Below are 16,349 nucleotides of genomic sequence, written 5' to 3' on the forward strand. Positions count from 1 at the left end.
CACGGACATGCCCGCTGCGCTTGATTCACCCAGCGACGAAGCGTTGCTGGCCCGCTACCGCAACGGCGACGGGGCTTCTTTCGAAGCCCTGTATGCACGTCATCGGCAGGGGCTTTATCGTTTTCTCGTGTCCTTGAGCAACAAGGCCGAACTGGCCGAGGAAATCTTCCAGGACACCTGGCTCAGCCTGATTCGCAGCACCACCCAGCCACAAGGCCGGGCGAGTTTTCGTACCTGGTTGTTCCAGATTGCCCGCAATCGCTTGATCGACCATTGGCGCAAACACAGTGTCCATAACCCATTGCACGACAGCTACGACGAGCAACTCCACGTCCAGCCCGACGACACCAGCAGCCCCGAGCAACAGCTGAGCCTGAGTCGCGACCAGGCGCGTCTCGATGCTGCGTTGCAGGCCTTGCCTGAGGACCAGCGCGAAGTCTTCTTGCTGCGCCTGCATGGCGACCTGGAGCTGCCGCAGATTGCTGCCCTGACCGGCGCCCCGCTGGAAACGGTGAAAAGCCGCTTGCGTTACGCCCAGCAGAAACTGCATCGACTGCTGGCCGAGGAGGTACCCGCATGATCGACCGCAAACACACATCGGATGCCGACGACCAGATGTTGATCGAGCATTTCCGCCAGCACGCCAGCGGCGAACCGCCGCCCTCCCTGGACGCCTTTATCCTCGCCGCCGCCCAGCGTGAAGCCCCGCCGCCCACGCCAAGCCTGTGGCAGCGCTGGCTGCAAGCCTGCCAACGGCCGCGCTGGCAAATGGCGTTCGCCACGGTCGCCGGGGTGGCGCTGATGATCGGCCTGGTGCTGCGTTCGCCCGTGCCCCACGACGAACTGGCCTCACCCGCTTCGATGGAGTTTTCCGCCGACCAGCAAGAATCCGCCGCCGCCGCAGCACCGCCGGCCATGCCCGCCCCCGCGCCGATCATCCGCATGGCACCCCAAGGCGAACTGGCCCGGGCGCCGGCAAGCCCGATGCAGTCCTTGGCGGAAAAGCCAGCGGCGAAGATGAGCAAATCCGCGCCGGCTGCACTGCCATCGCTGGAGCAAGGCTTGCTGGAGATATTGCGCTTGCGTGAGGCGGGTGAGAGCAAGGCGGCTGATGAGAAGCTGCTGGCGCTGCATAAGCGCTTTCCCGAGGAGGACTTGCCGGCGCGGTTGGAGGCGTTGCGCAAGCGTTGAGCGAAACCAACGCATACAAAAAACGCCCGGTCATAAAGACCGGGTATTCGAACATCACTGATCCCAAAAGTTGAAGGGGCACTTGCCAGGCGGACGACACTCGGGAGTCACGTTACAAATGCAGGCATAGCAGGATCACATGAGCGGAACTATACTCGCCAGCATGAAAAAGCTGATGCTCGAACTCGACGGAACCGACCCAAGCAAGCTCTCTATGGCTCGCTTGACGGATTATCTGTGCGAGCTCGCAGAGCTTTTCGGCTCGCAAGATAATGTTCATTTCGACTCTGTCACCGAAGGTTGTGTTTGCCTGAATACTTGGGTGGAAGACGACAAGTACCCCCACGTGCTGAACAGGGTGCGTGAGGCCGCTCAGGGAGTTGGGCCCAAGCGTGCAAGAAAGGCGTACCTGCAACTCTCTGCATTGATGGAGCAAGATCGAGTGGATGGTGTCTTGCAAGCCGCAGATGCGAACATCCTTCAATTCCCCAAAGCAAAGACCGCTCCCCCTCCCATGGTCCTCATCAAGCAGGGTAGCGTTCAAGGGCGCCTGTATGTCGTTGGTGGAAAAGACGAGACGGTTCCTGTTCGGCTTGAGGGCGCTGGTGGCGAAACTCTTCTTTGTGAAGCCGATACGGTATTGGCTGAACAACTGGGCAAGCTCTTGTTCAAGTATGTTCGCGTTCATGGAAAGGGTGAGTGGGAAAGTCGACCGCATGGCGGCTGGCGGCTGAGAAAAATGTTCATTCAGTCCTACGAGAGGCTTGAAAAAACCTCTTTGCGCAGTGCGGTTACCCAACTCAAGGAACTGGGTGGTATCACCTGGAGCGAGATGGATGATCCCCATGGAACGATTCAGAACCTAAGGGGATGAGGTGCGCATAGTTCTCGATACCAACGTTCTCGTCCAAGCCTTGGGAAATGCCAAGGACGGTATCGTCTTGGTTGATCCCGCCACTGGTCATAACGTTGATAGGGCCGAGGCTAGGGCTGAAGCGCTGATCGAAATGGTCGACGCAAGAGGTGGGACGGTGTTGATACCAACACCTGCATTGGCTGAGTATCTGGTGGGCATTGATCGGAATTTTCACCAGAGCCATCTGGATGTCATAAACGGTTTTTCGTGTTTTGAAATCATATCGTTCGATCAGATCGCCGCGGTCGAATGTGCTCGTATGGTCGATGACAATGAGCTGAAGGTGCTTGACCCGGCAGCAACGAAAGCCAAGTTACGGTTTGATCGCCAGATAATTGCTACTGCTCTAGCAACCAACGCTGATGAAGTCTGGACTCATGATGTGGGTCTTTACTCCAAAGCTCAGAAATGCGGACTTGTGGTGAAGTCCTTAGGAGATATTGAGCCGGCTCCTGAGCAACTCGAGGCCGATTTCGACCACTGAGTGTCTGCCCGAGTCGGTTGGCGATGGAAACCTGGCCTCTTTAGTTATTTGCAACACGGCCCCTGTCGGTTGATGCGCTGCGGCGCTGATACCGCTCAGGGGTTTTTAATGCCTGAATTGCTTACTTGCAGGCTCCTATGGGGGGTAGAGAGCTCCATAAAAAAAGCCCTAATCCGTTAGGATTGGGGCTTTTGATTTTCCATGTATGGTGCACCAGGCGGGATTCGAACCCACGACCCCTGCCTTCGGAGGGCAGTACTCTATCCAGCTGAGCTACTGGTGCAACGCGGGCGCCATGATACTCATAAGCATGGCAGGCGTCCATGCTGCTGATTTGCCGTTTGTTTCTGCCTCACTCTGCGGCTGTTGGCTACGCTGATCAGAAAAAACAGGCAAATCAGGCTTTTTTGTTCTTTTTTTCGAACAGACTATTGTCCTCGGACCCCATCGGCCCTAGGATTCGTTTGAGATTTCAAACGCTCTTGTCTGGGTGCTGAACCGCACGTCTGTGCTTATGTGCGTTATTTCTGTGCTTCAGCCCGGTGGATGATTTCCCTGACGGCAGCCCATAAGGCGCCTTTCTACAACTCTAATTCGCTCCGCGTGCGCGCGGTGCTGTTAAGGAAAGCCGACATGCAGCTTAAAGACACCCAGTTGTTCCGCCAGCAAGCCTTTATCGATGGCGCTTGGGTCGATGCGGACAATGGTCAGACGATCAAGGTCACCAACCCGGCAACGGGCGAAGTACTGGGCACTGTGCCAAAGATGGGCGCTGCCGAAACCCGTCGCGCGATCGAAGCCGCCGACAAGGCGCTGCCGGCCTGGCGTGCACTGACCGCCAAGGAGCGCGCCAACAAGCTGCGCCGCTGGTATGAATTGCTGATCGAAAACCAGGACGATCTCGGTCGCCTGATGACCCTCGAGCAGGGCAAGCCGCTGGCCGAAGCCAAGGGCGAAATCGCTTATGCCGCCTCCTTTATCGAATGGTTCGCCGAAGAAGCCAAGCGCATCTACGGTGACGTGATTCCGGGCCACCAGCCCGACAAGCGCCTGATCGTGATCAAGCAGCCGATCGGCGTGACCGCAGCCATTACCCCGTGGAACTTCCCGGCCGCGATGATCACCCGCAAGGCCGGCCCGGCCCTGGCCGCCGGTTGCACCATGGTCATCAAGCCCGCTTCGCAAACCCCGTTCTCGGCCCTGGCCCTGGTTGAACTGGCGCACCGTGCCGGCATTCCGCAAGGTGTGCTGAGCGTGGTCACCGGCAGTGCTGGCGACATCGGCGGCGAGCTGACCAGCAACCCGATCGTACGCAAGCTGTCCTTCACTGGCTCGACCGAGATCGGTCGCCAGCTGATGGCCGAATGTGCCAAGGACATCAAGAAGGTTTCCCTGGAGCTGGGCGGCAACGCGCCGTTCATCGTGTTCGATGACGCTGACCTGGATAAGGCCGTCGAAGGCGCGATCATTTCCAAATACCGCAACAACGGCCAGACCTGCGTCTGCGCCAATCGCCTGTACATCCAGGATTCGGTGTATGACGCGTTCGCCGAAAAACTCAAGGCCGCAGTGGCCAAGCTCAAGATCGGCAATGGCCTGGAAGACGGCACCACCACTGGCCCGCTGATCGACGAAAAAGCCGTCGCCAAGGTCCAGGAACATATCGCCGATGCCGTCGGCAAGGGCGCAACCGTGCTGGCGGGTGGCAAGGCGATGGAGGGCAATTTCTTCGAGCCAACCATCCTGACCAACGTACCGAAAAATGCCGCCGTGGCGAAGGAAGAAACCTTCGGCCCGCTGGCGCCGCTGTTCCGCTTCAAAGACGAGGCCGAAGTGATCGCGATGTCCAACGACACCGAGTTCGGCCTGGCTTCGTACTTCTATGCCCGCGACCTGGGCCGTGTGTTCCGTGTGGCCGAAGCCCTGGAATACGGCATGGTCGGCGTCAACACCGGGTTGATTTCCAACGAAGTCGCGCCGTTCGGCGGCATCAAGGCCTCGGGCCTGGGTCGTGAAGGCTCCAAGTACGGCATCGAGGATTACCTGGAAATCAAATACCTCTGCCTGGGTATCTGATCTGCTTCAAGCGCAAAGGGCACGAGAGCGCTGTCCCTTTGCGCGTTTCACCCGTTCTGTTTCTTGTGGCCGGAACGCTGCGGCAGTCGATCATCGCATGCTGTCGCAGTTGCCTCCCCGCCATGTATTCCTTGAGCCACGCCGACCGATGAGCGGCGAATGAGGACTGTAATGAGCAAGACTAACGCTGACTTGATGGCCCGCCGCACCGCCGCTGTTCCCCGTGGCGTCGGCCAGATTCACCCGATCTTCGCCGAATCGGCGAAGAACGCCACGGTAACCGACGTTGAAGGTCGTGAATTCATCGACTTCGCTGGCGGTATCGCCGTGCTGAACACCGGCCATGTGCACCCGAAGATCATCGCCGCCGTGACCGCACAGCTGAACAAGCTGACTCACACCTGCTTCCAGGTCCTGGCCTACGAGCCGTACGTGGAACTGTGCGAAAAAATCAACGCCAAGGTCCCAGGTGATTTCGCCAAGAAAACCCTGCTGGTGACCACCGGTTCGGAAGCGGTGGAGAACGCCGTGAAAATCGCCCGCGCCGCCACTGGCCGTGCCGGCGTGATCGCGTTCACCGGCGCTTATCACGGCCGTACCATGATGACCTTGGGCCTCACCGGTAAAGTCGTGCCGTACTCCGCCGGCATGGGCCTGATGCCTGGCGGTATCTTCCGCGCCTTGTACCCGAACGAACTGCATGGCGTGAGCATCGACGACTCCATCGCCAGCATCGAACGCATCTTCAAGAACGACGCCGAGCCACGCGACATCGCCGCCATCATCATCGAGCCGGTCCAGGGCGAGGGTGGTTTCTACGTGGCGCCGAAGGAATTCATGAAGCGCCTGCGCGCCTTGTGCGACCAGCACGGCATCCTGCTGATCGCTGACGAAGTGCAGACCGGTGCCGGTCGTACCGGTACTTTCTTCGCCATGGAACAGATGGGCGTTGCCGCCGACCTGACCACCTTCGCCAAATCCATCGCTGGCGGCTTCCCGCTGGCCGGTGTCTGCGGCAAGGCCGAGTACATGGACGCCATCGCGCCGGGTGGCCTGGGCGGTACCTATGCGGGTAGCCCGATCGCTTGTGCCGCAGCGCTGGCGGTGATGGAAGTGTTCGAAGAAGAACACCTGCTGGATCGCTGCAAGGCCGTGGGCGAACGCCTGGTGACTGGCCTCAAGGATATCCAGAAGAAATATCCGGTGATTGGTGAAGTACGTGCCCTGGGCGCGATGATCGCCGTGGAGCTGTTCGAAAATGGCGACAGCCACAAGCCGAACGCCGCCGCTGTGGCGCAAGTCGTTGCCAAGGCGCGTGACAAGGGTTTGATCCTGCTGTCCTGCGGCACCTACGGCAACGTCCTGCGGGTGCTGGTGCCGCTGACCGCGCCGGACGAGCAACTGGACAAAGGCCTGGCGATCATCGAAGAGTGCTTCTCCGAACTCTGATATTTACGAGCTCTGAGTTGTGCACTGACCCACAAAAAACCCGCTTCGGCGGGTTTTTTCATATCCGGGAACAGGTTCCCGATGTGGTTGAGCTGTCTGGAACGACCACTATTGTCTAAGGTGCATGTATTACATGGGAGCGATGCGGCATGACGGCTGTGGATTTACCTGCTGGACCGCGTGTACTGATTGCCGAGGCCGACCCGGCGTCCAGGGAGCTGCTGGAGCAGGCGTTGTCAGCGGTGCGCTGCGACGCTCGGGTGGACACCTGTGGCGAAGGAAAGCAGGCCCTGGAATTGCTTGCCCACCACCCATATGACTTGATCATCGCCGACTGGGAGCTGCCGGGCGTCGATGGCTTGAGCATCCTGCGCGGCTTGCGCCAGCAGCGTCGCTCACCCGCGTTGCCTTTCATCCTGGTTAGCCAGCGCAATGACAGCGCCAGCGTGCGCGAGGTGTTGCCGCTGGCGCCGACGGCGTACCTGACCAAACCGTTGAACCGGGAGAACCTGACCCAACGGCTGCAAGGCCTGCTCTTGAGTGGTGAAGATACTTCCAATGCCTTGCCCATCCCGGGCCCTGGGCTGACATTGGCGACTTTCCTGGAGCGTCGACGGGATTTTGCCGAAGGCGCGCCGTTGATGGCCGATGTGCAAGTGGCGGTAAAGCGTTGCCTCAATCCCGGTGGCCTGGACCTGAAGCTGTTGGGAGACGAATTTCGCGCCGACCCGCAGATTACCGCCGTGCTGATTGCCGCCGCCAACAGCGCCGCGCAGCATCAGGGTGGCGGGCCGGTACAGACGCTGGCCCAGGCGCTGCACCAGCTCGGTACCGGGCAGAGCATGAATCTGATCCTGGGCTTGACGCTCAAGCGTTGCGCCCGGCTGAGTGATCCTTGCCTGGCGGACTATGCCGAACGCTACTGGGAATTGTCGCTGCACACCGCAGAGTACGCTCGGACAATGGCACGCCTGCTCGATCTGGAGCAGGAACGCTGCTATTGCGCCGGCCTGTTGCATCGCTTGGGCGATCTGGCGTTGCTGCGTTGCCTGGAAGAATGGAAGCAGGCCGGGGGCGACCTGGATGAGCCCGAGGAAATCGGGGACTCGCTTGAAGCGTTCGGCGCCGGCTTCGGCTCGGCACTGCGCGCCCGCTGGCGCCTGCCGCTGGAACTGCGAGAGTTGATCGCGGCAGTGTATGGCCTCGGCGGCGGGGTTTATTCCCGCGAGGCGCTGGTGATGAACATGGCCGCGCAACTGGCCCATCTGCCATCCCATGAGGGGCTTGAAGAGCTGGCTGGGGGGCGCACGGCGCGTTTGCTGAAGATAGGGCTACCGGAATTGATGCGATTGCGCCGCCAGTAAAACCACCCGTTAACCGCATGGGAGCGAGCCTGCTCGCACACGGTTAAGTGGTGAAGTCTGATCAAGCCGCGATGATGCGGTTCTTGCCCTGGCGCTTGGCCTCGTACATGGCCGCATCCGCGCGGGAGAACAGGCTATCGAGCGTCTGGTCTTCGGCGGTGATCCCGGTCAAGCCCTGGCTGACAGTGATGCCGAAGTTCTGCTCGCCGCAGCGGAACGCCAAGCGCTGGATCTCCCGCTGCAAGCGTTCTGCGACCTGCAACGCCATGTCCGGTGCGCAACCTGGAAACACAGCGGCGAATTCCTCACCGCCGATCCGTCCGAACAGGTCACCGCGCCTGAGCACGCTCCGTCCGCTCTCTGCGATCTTCTGCAACACCGTATCGCCTTCCTGATGGCCGTAGGTGTCGTTGATCAATTTGAAATCATCGATGTCCAGCAACAGGAATGCCATGGGAGTGCCTTGCAACCGTGCCTGCTCGAATTCGCGATGGGCGCATTCGAAGAAGTGGCGACGGTTGCTGCTCTGGGTCAATACGTCGGTGGTCGCCAGGCGCTGCAGTTCGCTTTCGAGCAGCTTTTTTTCGGTGATGTCCTCGGCAATGCCGACGACGATCACTGGTTGTCCCGGATCGGCCTGACGGTTGATGAAGCACTTGTCGCTTAGCCAACGAATCTGGCCGTCGGCGGCGATAATCCGATACTCACGGTCTTCGACCGCGCCTTTGACCAGCACTTCAGCCAGGCTGCGCTCGGCGTAATCCAGATCGTCCGGGTAGATGGCGTCACGCCATTCGTTGTAATCCGCCAGGACCAGCCCCGCGGGCCGGCCGAAAATCCGCTCGTAAGCCGGGCTGACATACAGCACTTGCCGGGTCTCCCAATTGAACGCCCACAGCACCGCATTGACGCTGACCAACAGCGAACTGAACAGCTGCTCTCGCTCGCTCAGACGCGCAACTTCGCCCTGGGCATGCATCAGCGCCATGAGCGTCTGCGCCGCTTCGGGCCAATGCGGCTGGGATGAATCCTGTAGGTTCTTATCGACCATTGGCACAAATCTCAAGGAACGTGCATTGCTATGGATTTGCACGCGCTCACTCCAAAGCCCGCCAGGATGGCGAAGTGCTCTTGAGATAGGGGATTGTGGGCGAAGTTCCTTTTCAGGCGACGAAGGGCGGGGGATTTAGCCCGTAAGATGCCAGGTATTGAATCTGTGGCGAGGGAGCTTCCTCCCGCTTGAGCGCAAAGCGCTCACAAGGAAAGAAGGGCTGCTGCGCAGCCCAGCGGGAGCAAGCTCCCTCGCCACAAAAAAGCCCTTCCCACATGGTGTGGTCAGGTCAGGTCAGGTCAGGCCGTGGCTGGCCGCAGCGAGTAGGTTTTCAGCTGGTCGGCGAAGTCCCGCAGGGACTGGATGCCACTGGCTTCTGCTTCGTGGACCCATTCCTTGATGGCCGCGAGCATGTCGTGGCCGTTGCTGCTGGTCTTGACCCAGATCTGCTGCAAGGCCAGGCGTTTTTCGTAGATCACCTTCAGCGCCTGGCTGTGCTCCAGCATGTTCTGGATGCGCACATGGTGACGGTCGTCCAGCAGGCTGGTTTCCCGGGACAGCAGGCGTTTGGCTCGGTGAAACTGGTGGCGGACAGAGTGATCGACCTTTTCCAGTTCCTGCTTGACCAGCGGCGCAATGACCAGCCGGCGGTACTGGGCCATGATCTGGAAACGGTTGTTGAGAATGGCCATGGCCGTGTCCATGTCCAGGTGGCCCTTGCCTTCGACCCGATGGGCGATCGGCGCGACCCGCTGGACCTTGGCCAGGCGCAGGAAGCTGAACACCTTGATCCAGGCCCAGCCCAGGTCGAACTCCCATTTGCGCACCGACAGCTTGGCGGAATTGGGGTAGGTGTGGTGGTTGTTGTGCAGCTCTTCGCCACCGATCAGGATGCCCCAAGGCACCAGGTTGGTCGCCGCGTCGCGGCATTCGAAGTTGCGATAGCCCACGGCATGCCCCAGGCCATTGACCACGCCCGCGGCCCATACGGGAATCCACATCATCTGGATGGCCCAGATGGTGATGCCAATGGTGCCGAACAGTAGCAGGTCGATGACGCCCATGATCGCCACGCCCAGCAGCGGGTAACGGCTGTAGAGGTTGCGTTCGATCCAGTCCTCTGGGCAGTTCTTGCCATAGATGCGCAGGGTTTCCGGGTTTTCCGCTTCGGCACGGTACAGCTCGGCGCCTTTGCGCAGCACGGTGGAAAGGCCCTTGATGACCGGACTGTGAGGGTCATCCTCGGTTTCGCATTTAGCGTGGTGCTTGCGGTGGATGGCGGTCCACTCGCGGGTGTTCTGCGCCGTGGTCAGCCACAGCCAGAAGCGAAAGAAATGTTTGAGGCCGGCGTTCAGTTCAAGGGAACGGTGAGCCGAATAACGGTGCAGGTAGACCGTGACGCTGATGATCGTCACGTGGGTCATCAGCAGGGTGACTGCCACCAGCGACCAGGGCGACAAGCCAAGAAAACCTTCGTACCACATAGGCTGTAGGGCCCTCGATAAAAATAGAAACTGCCGTTGCATTATCACCAGCCCGAGAGAGAAAACCAGTCGGCCTTTCAGATAAGAGTGGCAGGATGTTTCTTCCTCTATAATCCCGTCAAATTTCAGGGACATGGACGGCCGCATGACCATCTCGCACCGCAGTGCCATGCGTGGGGCACTGCTTTACCTCGTGGTATCGATCGCCTGGTTGCAGCTGGTTGGTTATTTATTGAGCAGTTTCTTCGATCATTCCGCCGACCGGCTTCGCTGGCAACTGATCAACGGTTATGCCTGGGTGCTGGTCAGCGCCGGGTTGATTTTCATGGCTCGGGTGCGGATCGCGCGTTGTTTCGCGAAGGGCGGGGGCGATGTCGACCGGGAGCGATTGCGCCAGGCCGCCGCCGTGTTCGATTGCACCCGCGAAGGCGTCCTGGTCACGGACCGTCAAGGCCTGATCGTGCATGTCAATCGGGCGTTCATGGCGATCACCGGTTATGCCCGCGACGAGGTGCTGGGCCGGCAACCCAACCTGTTCAAGTCGGGCCGCCATGGTCAGGCGTTTTACCGGGAGATGTTCGCTTCACTGTCCAGCCGCGGGGAATGGAGCGGCGAAATCTGGAACCGCCGTAAAAGCGGCGAGATCTATCCGCAATGGCAGACCATCCGTGCCGTTGTCGATGACAACGGCGAAGTCAGCCAATACGTCGCGGTGTTTTCCGATATCAGCGCGATCAAGGATTCAGAGCATGAGCTGGCGCACCTGGCCCATCATGATCCGCTGACCGGCCTGCCCAATCGCCTGCTGTTTTCCGATCGCACCGAGCAGGCCGTGGCGTCGGCGCAGCTTCACAAGCGCGGGTGCGCACTGCTGCTGCTGGACCTGGACCATTTCAAGAACATCAACGACAGCCTCGGCCACACCGTGGGTGATGAATTGCTCAAAGGCGTGGCCAAGCGTTTTCTCGATCTGTTCGCGCCGGGCATCACCCTGGCTCGGTTGGGCGGCGACGAATTCGCGGTGCTGGTGGAAAACTGCTCGCAGCCTGGGCAGGCGGCGGCATTGGCCCGGCGCATCCTCGATGCCTTGAAAGAGCCGTTGCAGCTCGGCGAGCAGTCGCTGTTTATCAACGCCAGCATCGGTATCAGCCTGTTTCCCGGCGATGCCCTCAGCGCCGGCCAATTGTTGCGTAACGCCGATTCGGCCCTGTTCAAGGCCAAGAGCAGCGGGCGGGATGGCTACGCCCTGTACACCGAAGAACTCACCGCTCACGCTCAGCAACGGGTCGAGGTCGCTTTCGAGCTGCGGCGTGCCCTGCAGCAACAGGAATTGCGCGTGCATTACCAACCCGTGCACGACCTGGCGACCAGCCGCCTGGTTGGTGTCGAGGCCCTCGTGCGTTGGGAGCATCCCATCCGTGGGCTGGTTTCGCCGGCCGAGTTCATTCCGATCGCCGAGCGTACGGGGCTGATCGCCCAGGTTGACGCCTGGGTCATGGAACAGGCCTGTCGGCAGATGTGCCAGTGGCAGCGGGCCGGCGTGGTCCTGTCGTTCGTCGCGGTCAATGTGTCCAGCCGCTTGTTCGCCCGTCGCGAATTGTACGAGCAAGTCGCCCGCGTACTTCATGAGACTGGCCTCGATCCGGCCTTCCTCGAATTGGAAGTCACCGAAAGCGCCGTCATGGAAGACCCGGAAGTCGCGCTTGAACAAATGCACCGCTTGCGCGAATTGGGCGTGCGCCTGGCCATCGATGACTTCGGCACGGGTTATTCATCGCTGCTGCGGCTCAAGCGCCTACCGGTGCAGAAACTCAAGATCGACCAGGGCTTTGTCGCCGGGCTGCCGTGGGACGAAGACGACGTGGCGATCGTGCGCGTGATCATCGCCCTGGCCCATAGCATGGGCATGCAGGTGCATGCCGAGGGCATCGAGCAGCGCGAGCAAGCGGCGTTCCTGCTGGGCCAGGCTTGTGAGTTGGGGCAGGGGTACTGGTTTGGGCGACCGGTGGCGGCGGCGCAGTTGGATTGGGATCGGGCGCCTATTGTCTGATCCCCCATGGAATTGCTGACAAAACTGACGCCGTCGCGAGCAACTCGCGATGGCGTCAGTTCTGCTGGTATTGATAGATTCATTTGAACTTGATCAGTGCAGCTACAACGCCCATCCATGCCAAAGTAAAGGTCATCAACGTTATATCAATGATGAGAAGACGTTTCAGATAGTGTGGGAAATGTTTGATATCAACGGCGTCCACATCCCCGATGCGGATATACGCATTCGAAAATATCACCATCCCGGCAATTTTACTTAGCAGCACAAATCCTCCAAAGCAGCCTCGATTCCGCCAAGCGGGGGCCCAAAGGTATATGAAACGGCTGTTTTTCAAAGCGTCCATCATGGTGTCTAAATGATGGCGAATTAGATACAGACTGAACATCAAGCACGCAAGATTCAAGGGGATCATAGCCAACACAATCCAATCAGACAGCGAAGAGTTCCAGAACTCCCCCAGCGTCATGGCAAAGCTATCTCGTACATAACATCACCTATTTTTTCGCCTCCCATACTTCCAGCAGCTGTACCCGCCCAAGCACCAACGCCCACTACGGCCGCGACACAAATGACACCCCCAATACCAGTAGAGACACCAAGCACCAAGCAGAGCGGCCCGCTGGCTGATAGACCTATACTTCCACCCCAAGCACCGCCAAAAGTGGATAGGCCGAATTTTCCCCCTTCAGTGAACTTAACTTTCTCACAAGCCGCCTCAGAGCCTCCGTTACAAACTTCCTGTACCGCGAGCACTGAAGACACGCCACCAATCCCAATGCCGACATACCCACCCATCTGCATATATTTTGCGGCACGACTTATGCTCTCCACATGTGTCGCATACCCCGGTATCTGCCCCGGCGCGCCAGCCTTGTCCCAATGATGAACCAGACTACGGCTGGAAATGCCAAGGGCGGTTTTCAGCTTGGGGTGATCGCCCAGTGTCGTATGGCCGCGCAGGCGGGTGGAGTTCAGCAAGTGAGCATCCAATTGGGCGAGCAGAAGTTTGCGCTCGGTAAAAAACTGCGTTGACTTGAGATGGCCGTGCTGGCGATAGCTGTCCTGATGCAAGCGCTCCATGGCTTGCAGGGTGTCGCGCAGGCTGGTCAGGTGTTTTTCCATCACCACGGCGCTGACACCGAGCCAGGTCGAGGTCTGGCCGGTGAAGCTGGCAATCTCGGCCGCGTAGCGGTGCATGAAGTCGGCTTGTTCGGCTGTCAGGTCTTCGAGCGCAGCATTCACCGTTTCCGCTGCCGCCATCACCTGAGCTTCTTCGCGGGTGCATTGCAGATTGTTCGGGTCGCTCAGCACGATCATCGAACCGGCTTTTACAACATCGCGGTGAGGGTTCAACGCTCGGAATTTGCGCATCACCTGCGGGTCGGGCGCGGGGAATAACGTGGCTTCCAAGGCTTCACGGCTCACGCTTTTAGGGACGACGAAGAAGCCCGGTTCCTGGGGTTCCATGCGGGTGAATGCCGCGAATGCCGGGTTGCTTGAAGGGGCAAAACCCGAGTGGCGCGACGCAGCGGGAACGGTGTTCGCGGGCTGCGAAACCGATTCAGCGGCTCGGCCGGCTTGCGGTGCAGCGCCGGCTTTTCTGTAAGTGGCCGAGAGTAACGATGGAATCAACTTGGCGTTACAAGGGCAACTGCTGACGCTGTCCAGCGAGCCGGCGTTACGCCGGCCGTTGCTGGTCATGCCTGATATCCCGCCCACAATCCGATAAGTCTCCCCGTCCTTGCCACAAGAAACCGGATCACCTTCACGGGCACGAGCGATACCATTCATTCTGTTGCGTGCGTCCCCATCCAGTACCTTCCCACCACAGGTGGTCTGGTCACCGAGCCCAATGTAATAACCCTTGCTCATTAGATTTCCCCTCCATCGAGGCGACCCATAAAACGATGGGGAGTTGATCGGGTGCAATCCCTGCGGCAGGGCATTTGGAGAGAATAGGAAAGCTCGTACAACGCAAGGTCACGCGTCCTACAAATCGACAGCCGCTCTGCTATCGCGAGCGAGCGAGCCTGCTCGCGATGGCGATGTTCAGTCTGCGTCAATACCTGCGCTAACCCTCGGCGCCAGTCGCCGCCATCCCCTGCGTTTCCAGATGATCCAACGCCCGCTCGACCAACAACTGCACCCCATCGGCCATGCGACTGATCGCCAGGGCGACGCAGCGGCGTGATTCGTCGATGTCGTCGGCCAGGTCGGCGGCGATGGTGCTGATGGAGAGCAGGTCTTCGGAGGCGTTGGCGAGCAGGGTTTCGGTGTCGATGTGCGGGGAGACGATGAAGAGTTGGTCTTTGTCGGGTTGCGGCGGTGAGCCGGGTTTGGGCTTGAGGTAGTAGTCGAGGGCGCGGTTGGTGGCGTCTTCGAGGCGTTGTTCTTCGAGTTTTTCGACGCGGGATTTATGGCCGTCTTTCGGCGGATTTGGCGTTACTTTGAACATGATTGAATTACCCGATATGTAATTTAAATGAATGCTGGCACCTTTCGTTGCACCGAAGAGGTGGCAGCTGTGCGCGGGTGTGCAAGACCGGGCATATCGGACCCCGGCAGACCTCGAGAGTCTCCCGCGCGCAGCCGCCATAAATACGCCAATACGAGCATGAGCCGTTGACGTAGCAGTTGCGCGCCGATATGTACCGGACTTGCACGTCCGTGTCACCGTTTTTTGCGATGACGAGCAGAGGTTAGCGGCGCTCGGCAGTGCTGCCTAGTTCATCAACGGCACCACGGTTTGAAGGAAATCTCCGACGATATGGCAGGGCAAAAGACCCGCAATCAGACCCGCCGTAGGACTCCCAATTTGGCTTGTTATTTTGGTTATATAAAAATTCTTAAATAGTCTTTTTAAGAATATCAGCACTTATCTAGTATTGCTCCCACGCCGCAAGCAGTGCCGCCCACTGCCAGGCATTCAACTCAAGGAGCAGCAGCATGAGCGCATCTCTACGTAGCGTTGACGGACAGGACGAAGCAACCATTTTGCGCGAGATCCAGAGCGCCTTGCGCGATCTACGCTTTGGCGCGGTGGAGATCACCGTGCACAACGCGCAGGTGGTGCAGATCGAGCGCAAGGAAAAATTCCGCCTGCAGCAACCGAGTCAGAAACCGAGTTAAAGGATCGCCGCCTGCGGCAGCTCCCAGCAGGGGGCTTTGTCGCGGGAGCTGTCGCAGGCGGCGATCCTTCCTGCAAGCCAGCCGATTCCAGAAGCCATAAAAACCAGAATTCCAGGAGCTTTCACCATGTCGTCGATTCGCCGTTATGCCTTGGCCGCCCTGGCCAGCGCTGTTTTTGCAGGTTCCGCGGTTGCCAAGGATTACGAGTTGCTCAACGTGTCCTACGACCCGACCCGCGAGCTCTATCAGGAATACAATGCCGAATTCGCCAGCTTCTGGAAGAAAGCGCATCCGGACGACACGGTGAAAATCCAGCAGTCCCATGGCGGTTCGGGCAAGCAGGGCCGCGCGGTGATCGATGGCCTGCGCGCCGATGTGGTGACCCTGGCCCTGGCCGGCGACATCGACGAAATCGCCAAGCTGGGCAAGTCCCTGCCGACGGACTGGCAAACACGCCTGCCGGACGCCAGCACACCCTACACCTCGACCATCGTGTTTCTGGTGCGCAAGGGCAATCCCAAGGGCATCAAGGACTGGGGCGACCTGATCAAGGATGACGTGTCGGTCATCACGCCGAACCCGAAGACCTCCGGCGGCGCTCGCTGGAATTTCCTCGCGGCCTGGGCCTACGGCCTGAAAGCCAATGGTGGCGACGAAGCCAAGGCCAAGGAATACGTGCAAGCGCTGTTCAAGCACGTGCCGATCCTCGACACCGGTGCCCGTGGCTCGACCATCACGTTCGTCAATAACGGTCAGGGTGACGTGTTGCTGGCCTGGGAAAACGAAGCGTTCCTGGCGCTGAAAGAAGACGGCGGCGCCGACAAGTTCGACATCGTCGTGCCGTCGCTGTCGATCCTCGCCGAACCGCCGGTGGCGGTGGTGGACAGGAATGCCGAGAAAAAGGGTAATGCCGAGATCGCCCAAGCGTACCTCAAGCACCTGTACAGCCCGGCCGGGCAGGAAATCGCCGCGAAGAATTACTATCGCCCGCGTGACAAGGACGTGGCCGCCAAGTATTCCCGGCAGTTCCCGAAGGTGGAACTGGTGACCATCGACAAGGACTTCGGCGGATGGAAGACTGCCCAGCCGAAATTCTTCAACGATGGCGGTGTGTTCGACCAGATCTATCAGGCGCAGTAAGCTCAACAGACC

The 16,349-nt window shown here is 59.6% G+C and carries 15 protein-coding genes and 1 tRNA gene; 10 read left to right on the forward strand and 6 right to left on the reverse strand.

The window, feature by feature from the left end; all coding sequences use genetic code 11:
* The first annotated feature begins 7 nt into the window (after positions 1-7).
* The 4 genes from VQ575_RS00855 (at position 8) to VQ575_RS00870 (ending at position 2,591) form a co-directional block, all read left to right on the forward strand.
* Entirely contained in the window at positions 8-580 is a 573-nt protein-coding gene (locus VQ575_RS00855; protein WP_039594216.1) for an RNA polymerase sigma factor, read from the forward strand.
* Positions 577-1,191 carry a hypothetical protein gene (locus VQ575_RS00860; protein ID WP_039594215.1) on the forward strand — a complete coding sequence of 205 codons (615 nt, stop codon included), beginning with the start codon at positions 577-579 and terminating at the stop codon, positions 1,189-1,191. Before VQ575_RS00855 ends, VQ575_RS00860 begins: the two co-directional genes overlap by 4 nt.
* Positions 1,192-1,354: 163 nt before the next feature.
* Positions 1,355-2,065, forward strand: a complete 711-nt coding sequence (locus tag VQ575_RS00865; RefSeq protein ID WP_325918870.1) for a hypothetical protein — start codon at positions 1,355-1,357, stop codon at positions 2,063-2,065.
* A gap of 1 nt (position 2,066) precedes the next feature.
* Positions 2,067-2,591: a type II toxin-antitoxin system VapC family toxin gene (locus VQ575_RS00870; RefSeq protein WP_198726954.1), complete on the forward strand. Its 525-nt coding sequence runs from the start codon at positions 2,067-2,069 to the stop codon at positions 2,589-2,591.
* Between the two features lie 206 nt (positions 2,592-2,797).
* Here VQ575_RS00870 and VQ575_RS00875 read toward each other — a convergent pair.
* Positions 2,798-2,874: transfer RNA gene (locus VQ575_RS00875), tRNA-Arg, on the reverse strand.
* Positions 2,875-3,224: 350 nt separating this feature from the next.
* Here VQ575_RS00875 and gabD point away from each other — a divergent pair.
* The 3 genes from gabD to VQ575_RS00890 all read left to right on the forward strand — a co-directional run bounded on the left by gabD (position 3,225) and on the right by VQ575_RS00890 (position 7,480).
* A complete protein-coding gene (gene gabD, locus VQ575_RS00880; RefSeq protein WP_039594213.1) occupies positions 3,225-4,667 on the forward strand; it encodes an NADP-dependent succinate-semialdehyde dehydrogenase in 1,443 nt (480 codons plus the stop codon).
* 171 nt (positions 4,668-4,838) lie between these two features.
* Positions 4,839-6,116 carry a 4-aminobutyrate--2-oxoglutarate transaminase gene (gabT, locus tag VQ575_RS00885; protein ID WP_325918871.1) on the forward strand — a complete coding sequence of 426 codons (1,278 nt, stop codon included), beginning with the start codon at positions 4,839-4,841 and terminating at the stop codon, positions 6,114-6,116.
* A 149-nt stretch (positions 6,117-6,265) separates the two neighbouring features.
* Positions 6,266-7,480, forward strand: a complete 1,215-nt coding sequence (locus VQ575_RS00890; RefSeq protein ID WP_039594212.1) for an HDOD domain-containing protein — start codon at positions 6,266-6,268, stop codon at positions 7,478-7,480.
* 61 nt (positions 7,481-7,541) lie between these two features.
* Here the strand turns inward: VQ575_RS00890 and VQ575_RS00895 are convergent, their stop codons facing one another.
* Both VQ575_RS00895 and desA read right to left on the reverse strand, forming a co-directional pair.
* Positions 7,542-8,531, reverse strand: a complete 990-nt coding sequence (locus VQ575_RS00895) for a GGDEF domain-containing protein (protein ID WP_039594211.1) — start codon at positions 8,529-8,531, stop codon at positions 7,542-7,544.
* 299 nt (positions 8,532-8,830) lie between these two features.
* Positions 8,831-10,015 (reverse strand): delta-9 fatty acid desaturase DesA, encoded by a 1,185-nt coding sequence (desA, locus tag VQ575_RS00900; protein ID WP_039594210.1) that lies wholly within the window; start codon positions 10,013-10,015, stop codon positions 8,831-8,833.
* A 145-nt stretch (positions 10,016-10,160) separates the two neighbouring features.
* Between desA and dibA the strand changes: the two genes are divergently transcribed.
* Positions 10,161-12,065, forward strand: a complete 1,905-nt coding sequence (gene dibA, locus VQ575_RS00905; RefSeq protein WP_039594209.1) for a phosphodiesterase DibA — start codon at positions 10,161-10,163, stop codon at positions 12,063-12,065.
* A gap of 79 nt (positions 12,066-12,144) precedes the next feature.
* On the opposite strand, the gene VQ575_RS00910 is transcribed toward dibA, so the two are convergent.
* The 3 genes from VQ575_RS00910 to VQ575_RS00920 form a co-directional block, all read right to left on the reverse strand.
* Positions 12,145-12,534 (reverse strand): hypothetical protein, encoded by a 390-nt coding sequence (locus VQ575_RS00910; RefSeq protein WP_198726959.1) that lies wholly within the window; start codon positions 12,532-12,534, stop codon positions 12,145-12,147.
* The gene (locus VQ575_RS00915; protein WP_325918872.1) at positions 12,531-13,940 is read right to left on the reverse strand and encodes a PAAR domain-containing protein; all 1,410 of its coding nucleotides are present in this window, start codon (positions 13,938-13,940) and stop codon (positions 12,531-12,533) included. The genes VQ575_RS00910 and VQ575_RS00915 overlap by 4 nt, the downstream gene beginning before the upstream one ends.
* 199 nt (positions 13,941-14,139) lie before the next feature.
* Complete coding sequence (locus VQ575_RS00920) at positions 14,140-14,523, reverse strand: DUF6124 family protein (RefSeq protein WP_198727256.1); 384 nt, start codon at positions 14,521-14,523, stop codon at positions 14,140-14,142.
* Between the two features lie 491 nt (positions 14,524-15,014).
* Between VQ575_RS00920 and oscA the strand changes: the two genes are divergently transcribed.
* Positions 15,015-15,197 carry a sulfur starvation response protein OscA gene (gene oscA, locus VQ575_RS00925; RefSeq protein WP_030138496.1) on the forward strand — a complete coding sequence of 61 codons (183 nt, stop codon included), beginning with the start codon at positions 15,015-15,017 and terminating at the stop codon, positions 15,195-15,197.
* 126 nt (positions 15,198-15,323) lie between these two features.
* Positions 15,324-16,337: a sulfate ABC transporter substrate-binding protein gene (locus VQ575_RS00930; protein WP_198727258.1), complete on the forward strand. Its 1,014-nt coding sequence runs from the start codon at positions 15,324-15,326 to the stop codon at positions 16,335-16,337.
* Positions 16,338-16,349: the final 12 nt, after the last annotated feature.

The organism is Pseudomonas frederiksbergensis (assembly GCF_035751725.1).
Lineage (GTDB): Bacteria > Pseudomonadota > Gammaproteobacteria > Pseudomonadales > Pseudomonadaceae > Aquipseudomonas > Aquipseudomonas frederiksbergensis_A.

Coding starts and splice junctions, on each gene's coding strand:
- VQ575_RS00855 (WP_039594216.1), top strand. CDS start 8: ATGCCCGCTGCGCTTGATTCACCCAGCGACGAAGCGTTGCTGGCCCGC.
- VQ575_RS00860 (WP_039594215.1), top strand. CDS start 577: ATGATCGACCGCAAACACACATCGGATGCCGACGACCAGATGTTGATC.
- VQ575_RS00865 (WP_325918870.1), top strand. CDS start 1,355: ATGAAAAAGCTGATGCTCGAACTCGACGGAACCGACCCAAGCAAGCTC.
- gabD (WP_039594213.1), top strand. CDS start 3,225: ATGCAGCTTAAAGACACCCAGTTGTTCCGCCAGCAAGCCTTTATCGAT.
- gabT (WP_325918871.1), top strand. CDS start 4,839: ATGAGCAAGACTAACGCTGACTTGATGGCCCGCCGCACCGCCGCTGTT.
- VQ575_RS00890 (WP_039594212.1), top strand. CDS start 6,266: ATGACGGCTGTGGATTTACCTGCTGGACCGCGTGTACTGATTGCCGAG.
- VQ575_RS00895 (WP_039594211.1), bottom strand. CDS start 8,531: ATGGTCGATAAGAACCTACAGGATTCATCCCAGCCGCATTGGCCCGAA.
- desA (WP_039594210.1), bottom strand. CDS start 10,015: ATGTGGTACGAAGGTTTTCTTGGCTTGTCGCCCTGGTCGCTGGTGGCA.
- dibA (WP_039594209.1), top strand. CDS start 10,161: ATGACCATCTCGCACCGCAGTGCCATGCGTGGGGCACTGCTTTACCTC.
- VQ575_RS00910 (WP_198726959.1), bottom strand. CDS start 12,534: ATGACGCTGGGGGAGTTCTGGAACTCTTCGCTGTCTGATTGGATTGTG.
- VQ575_RS00915 (WP_325918872.1), bottom strand. CDS start 13,940: ATGAGCAAGGGTTATTACATTGGGCTCGGTGACCAGACCACCTGTGGT.
- VQ575_RS00920 (WP_198727256.1), bottom strand. CDS start 14,523: ATGTTCAAAGTAACGCCAAATCCGCCGAAAGACGGCCATAAATCCCGC.
- oscA (WP_030138496.1), top strand. CDS start 15,015: ATGAGCGCATCTCTACGTAGCGTTGACGGACAGGACGAAGCAACCATT.
- VQ575_RS00930 (WP_198727258.1), top strand. CDS start 15,324: ATGTCGTCGATTCGCCGTTATGCCTTGGCCGCCCTGGCCAGCGCTGTT.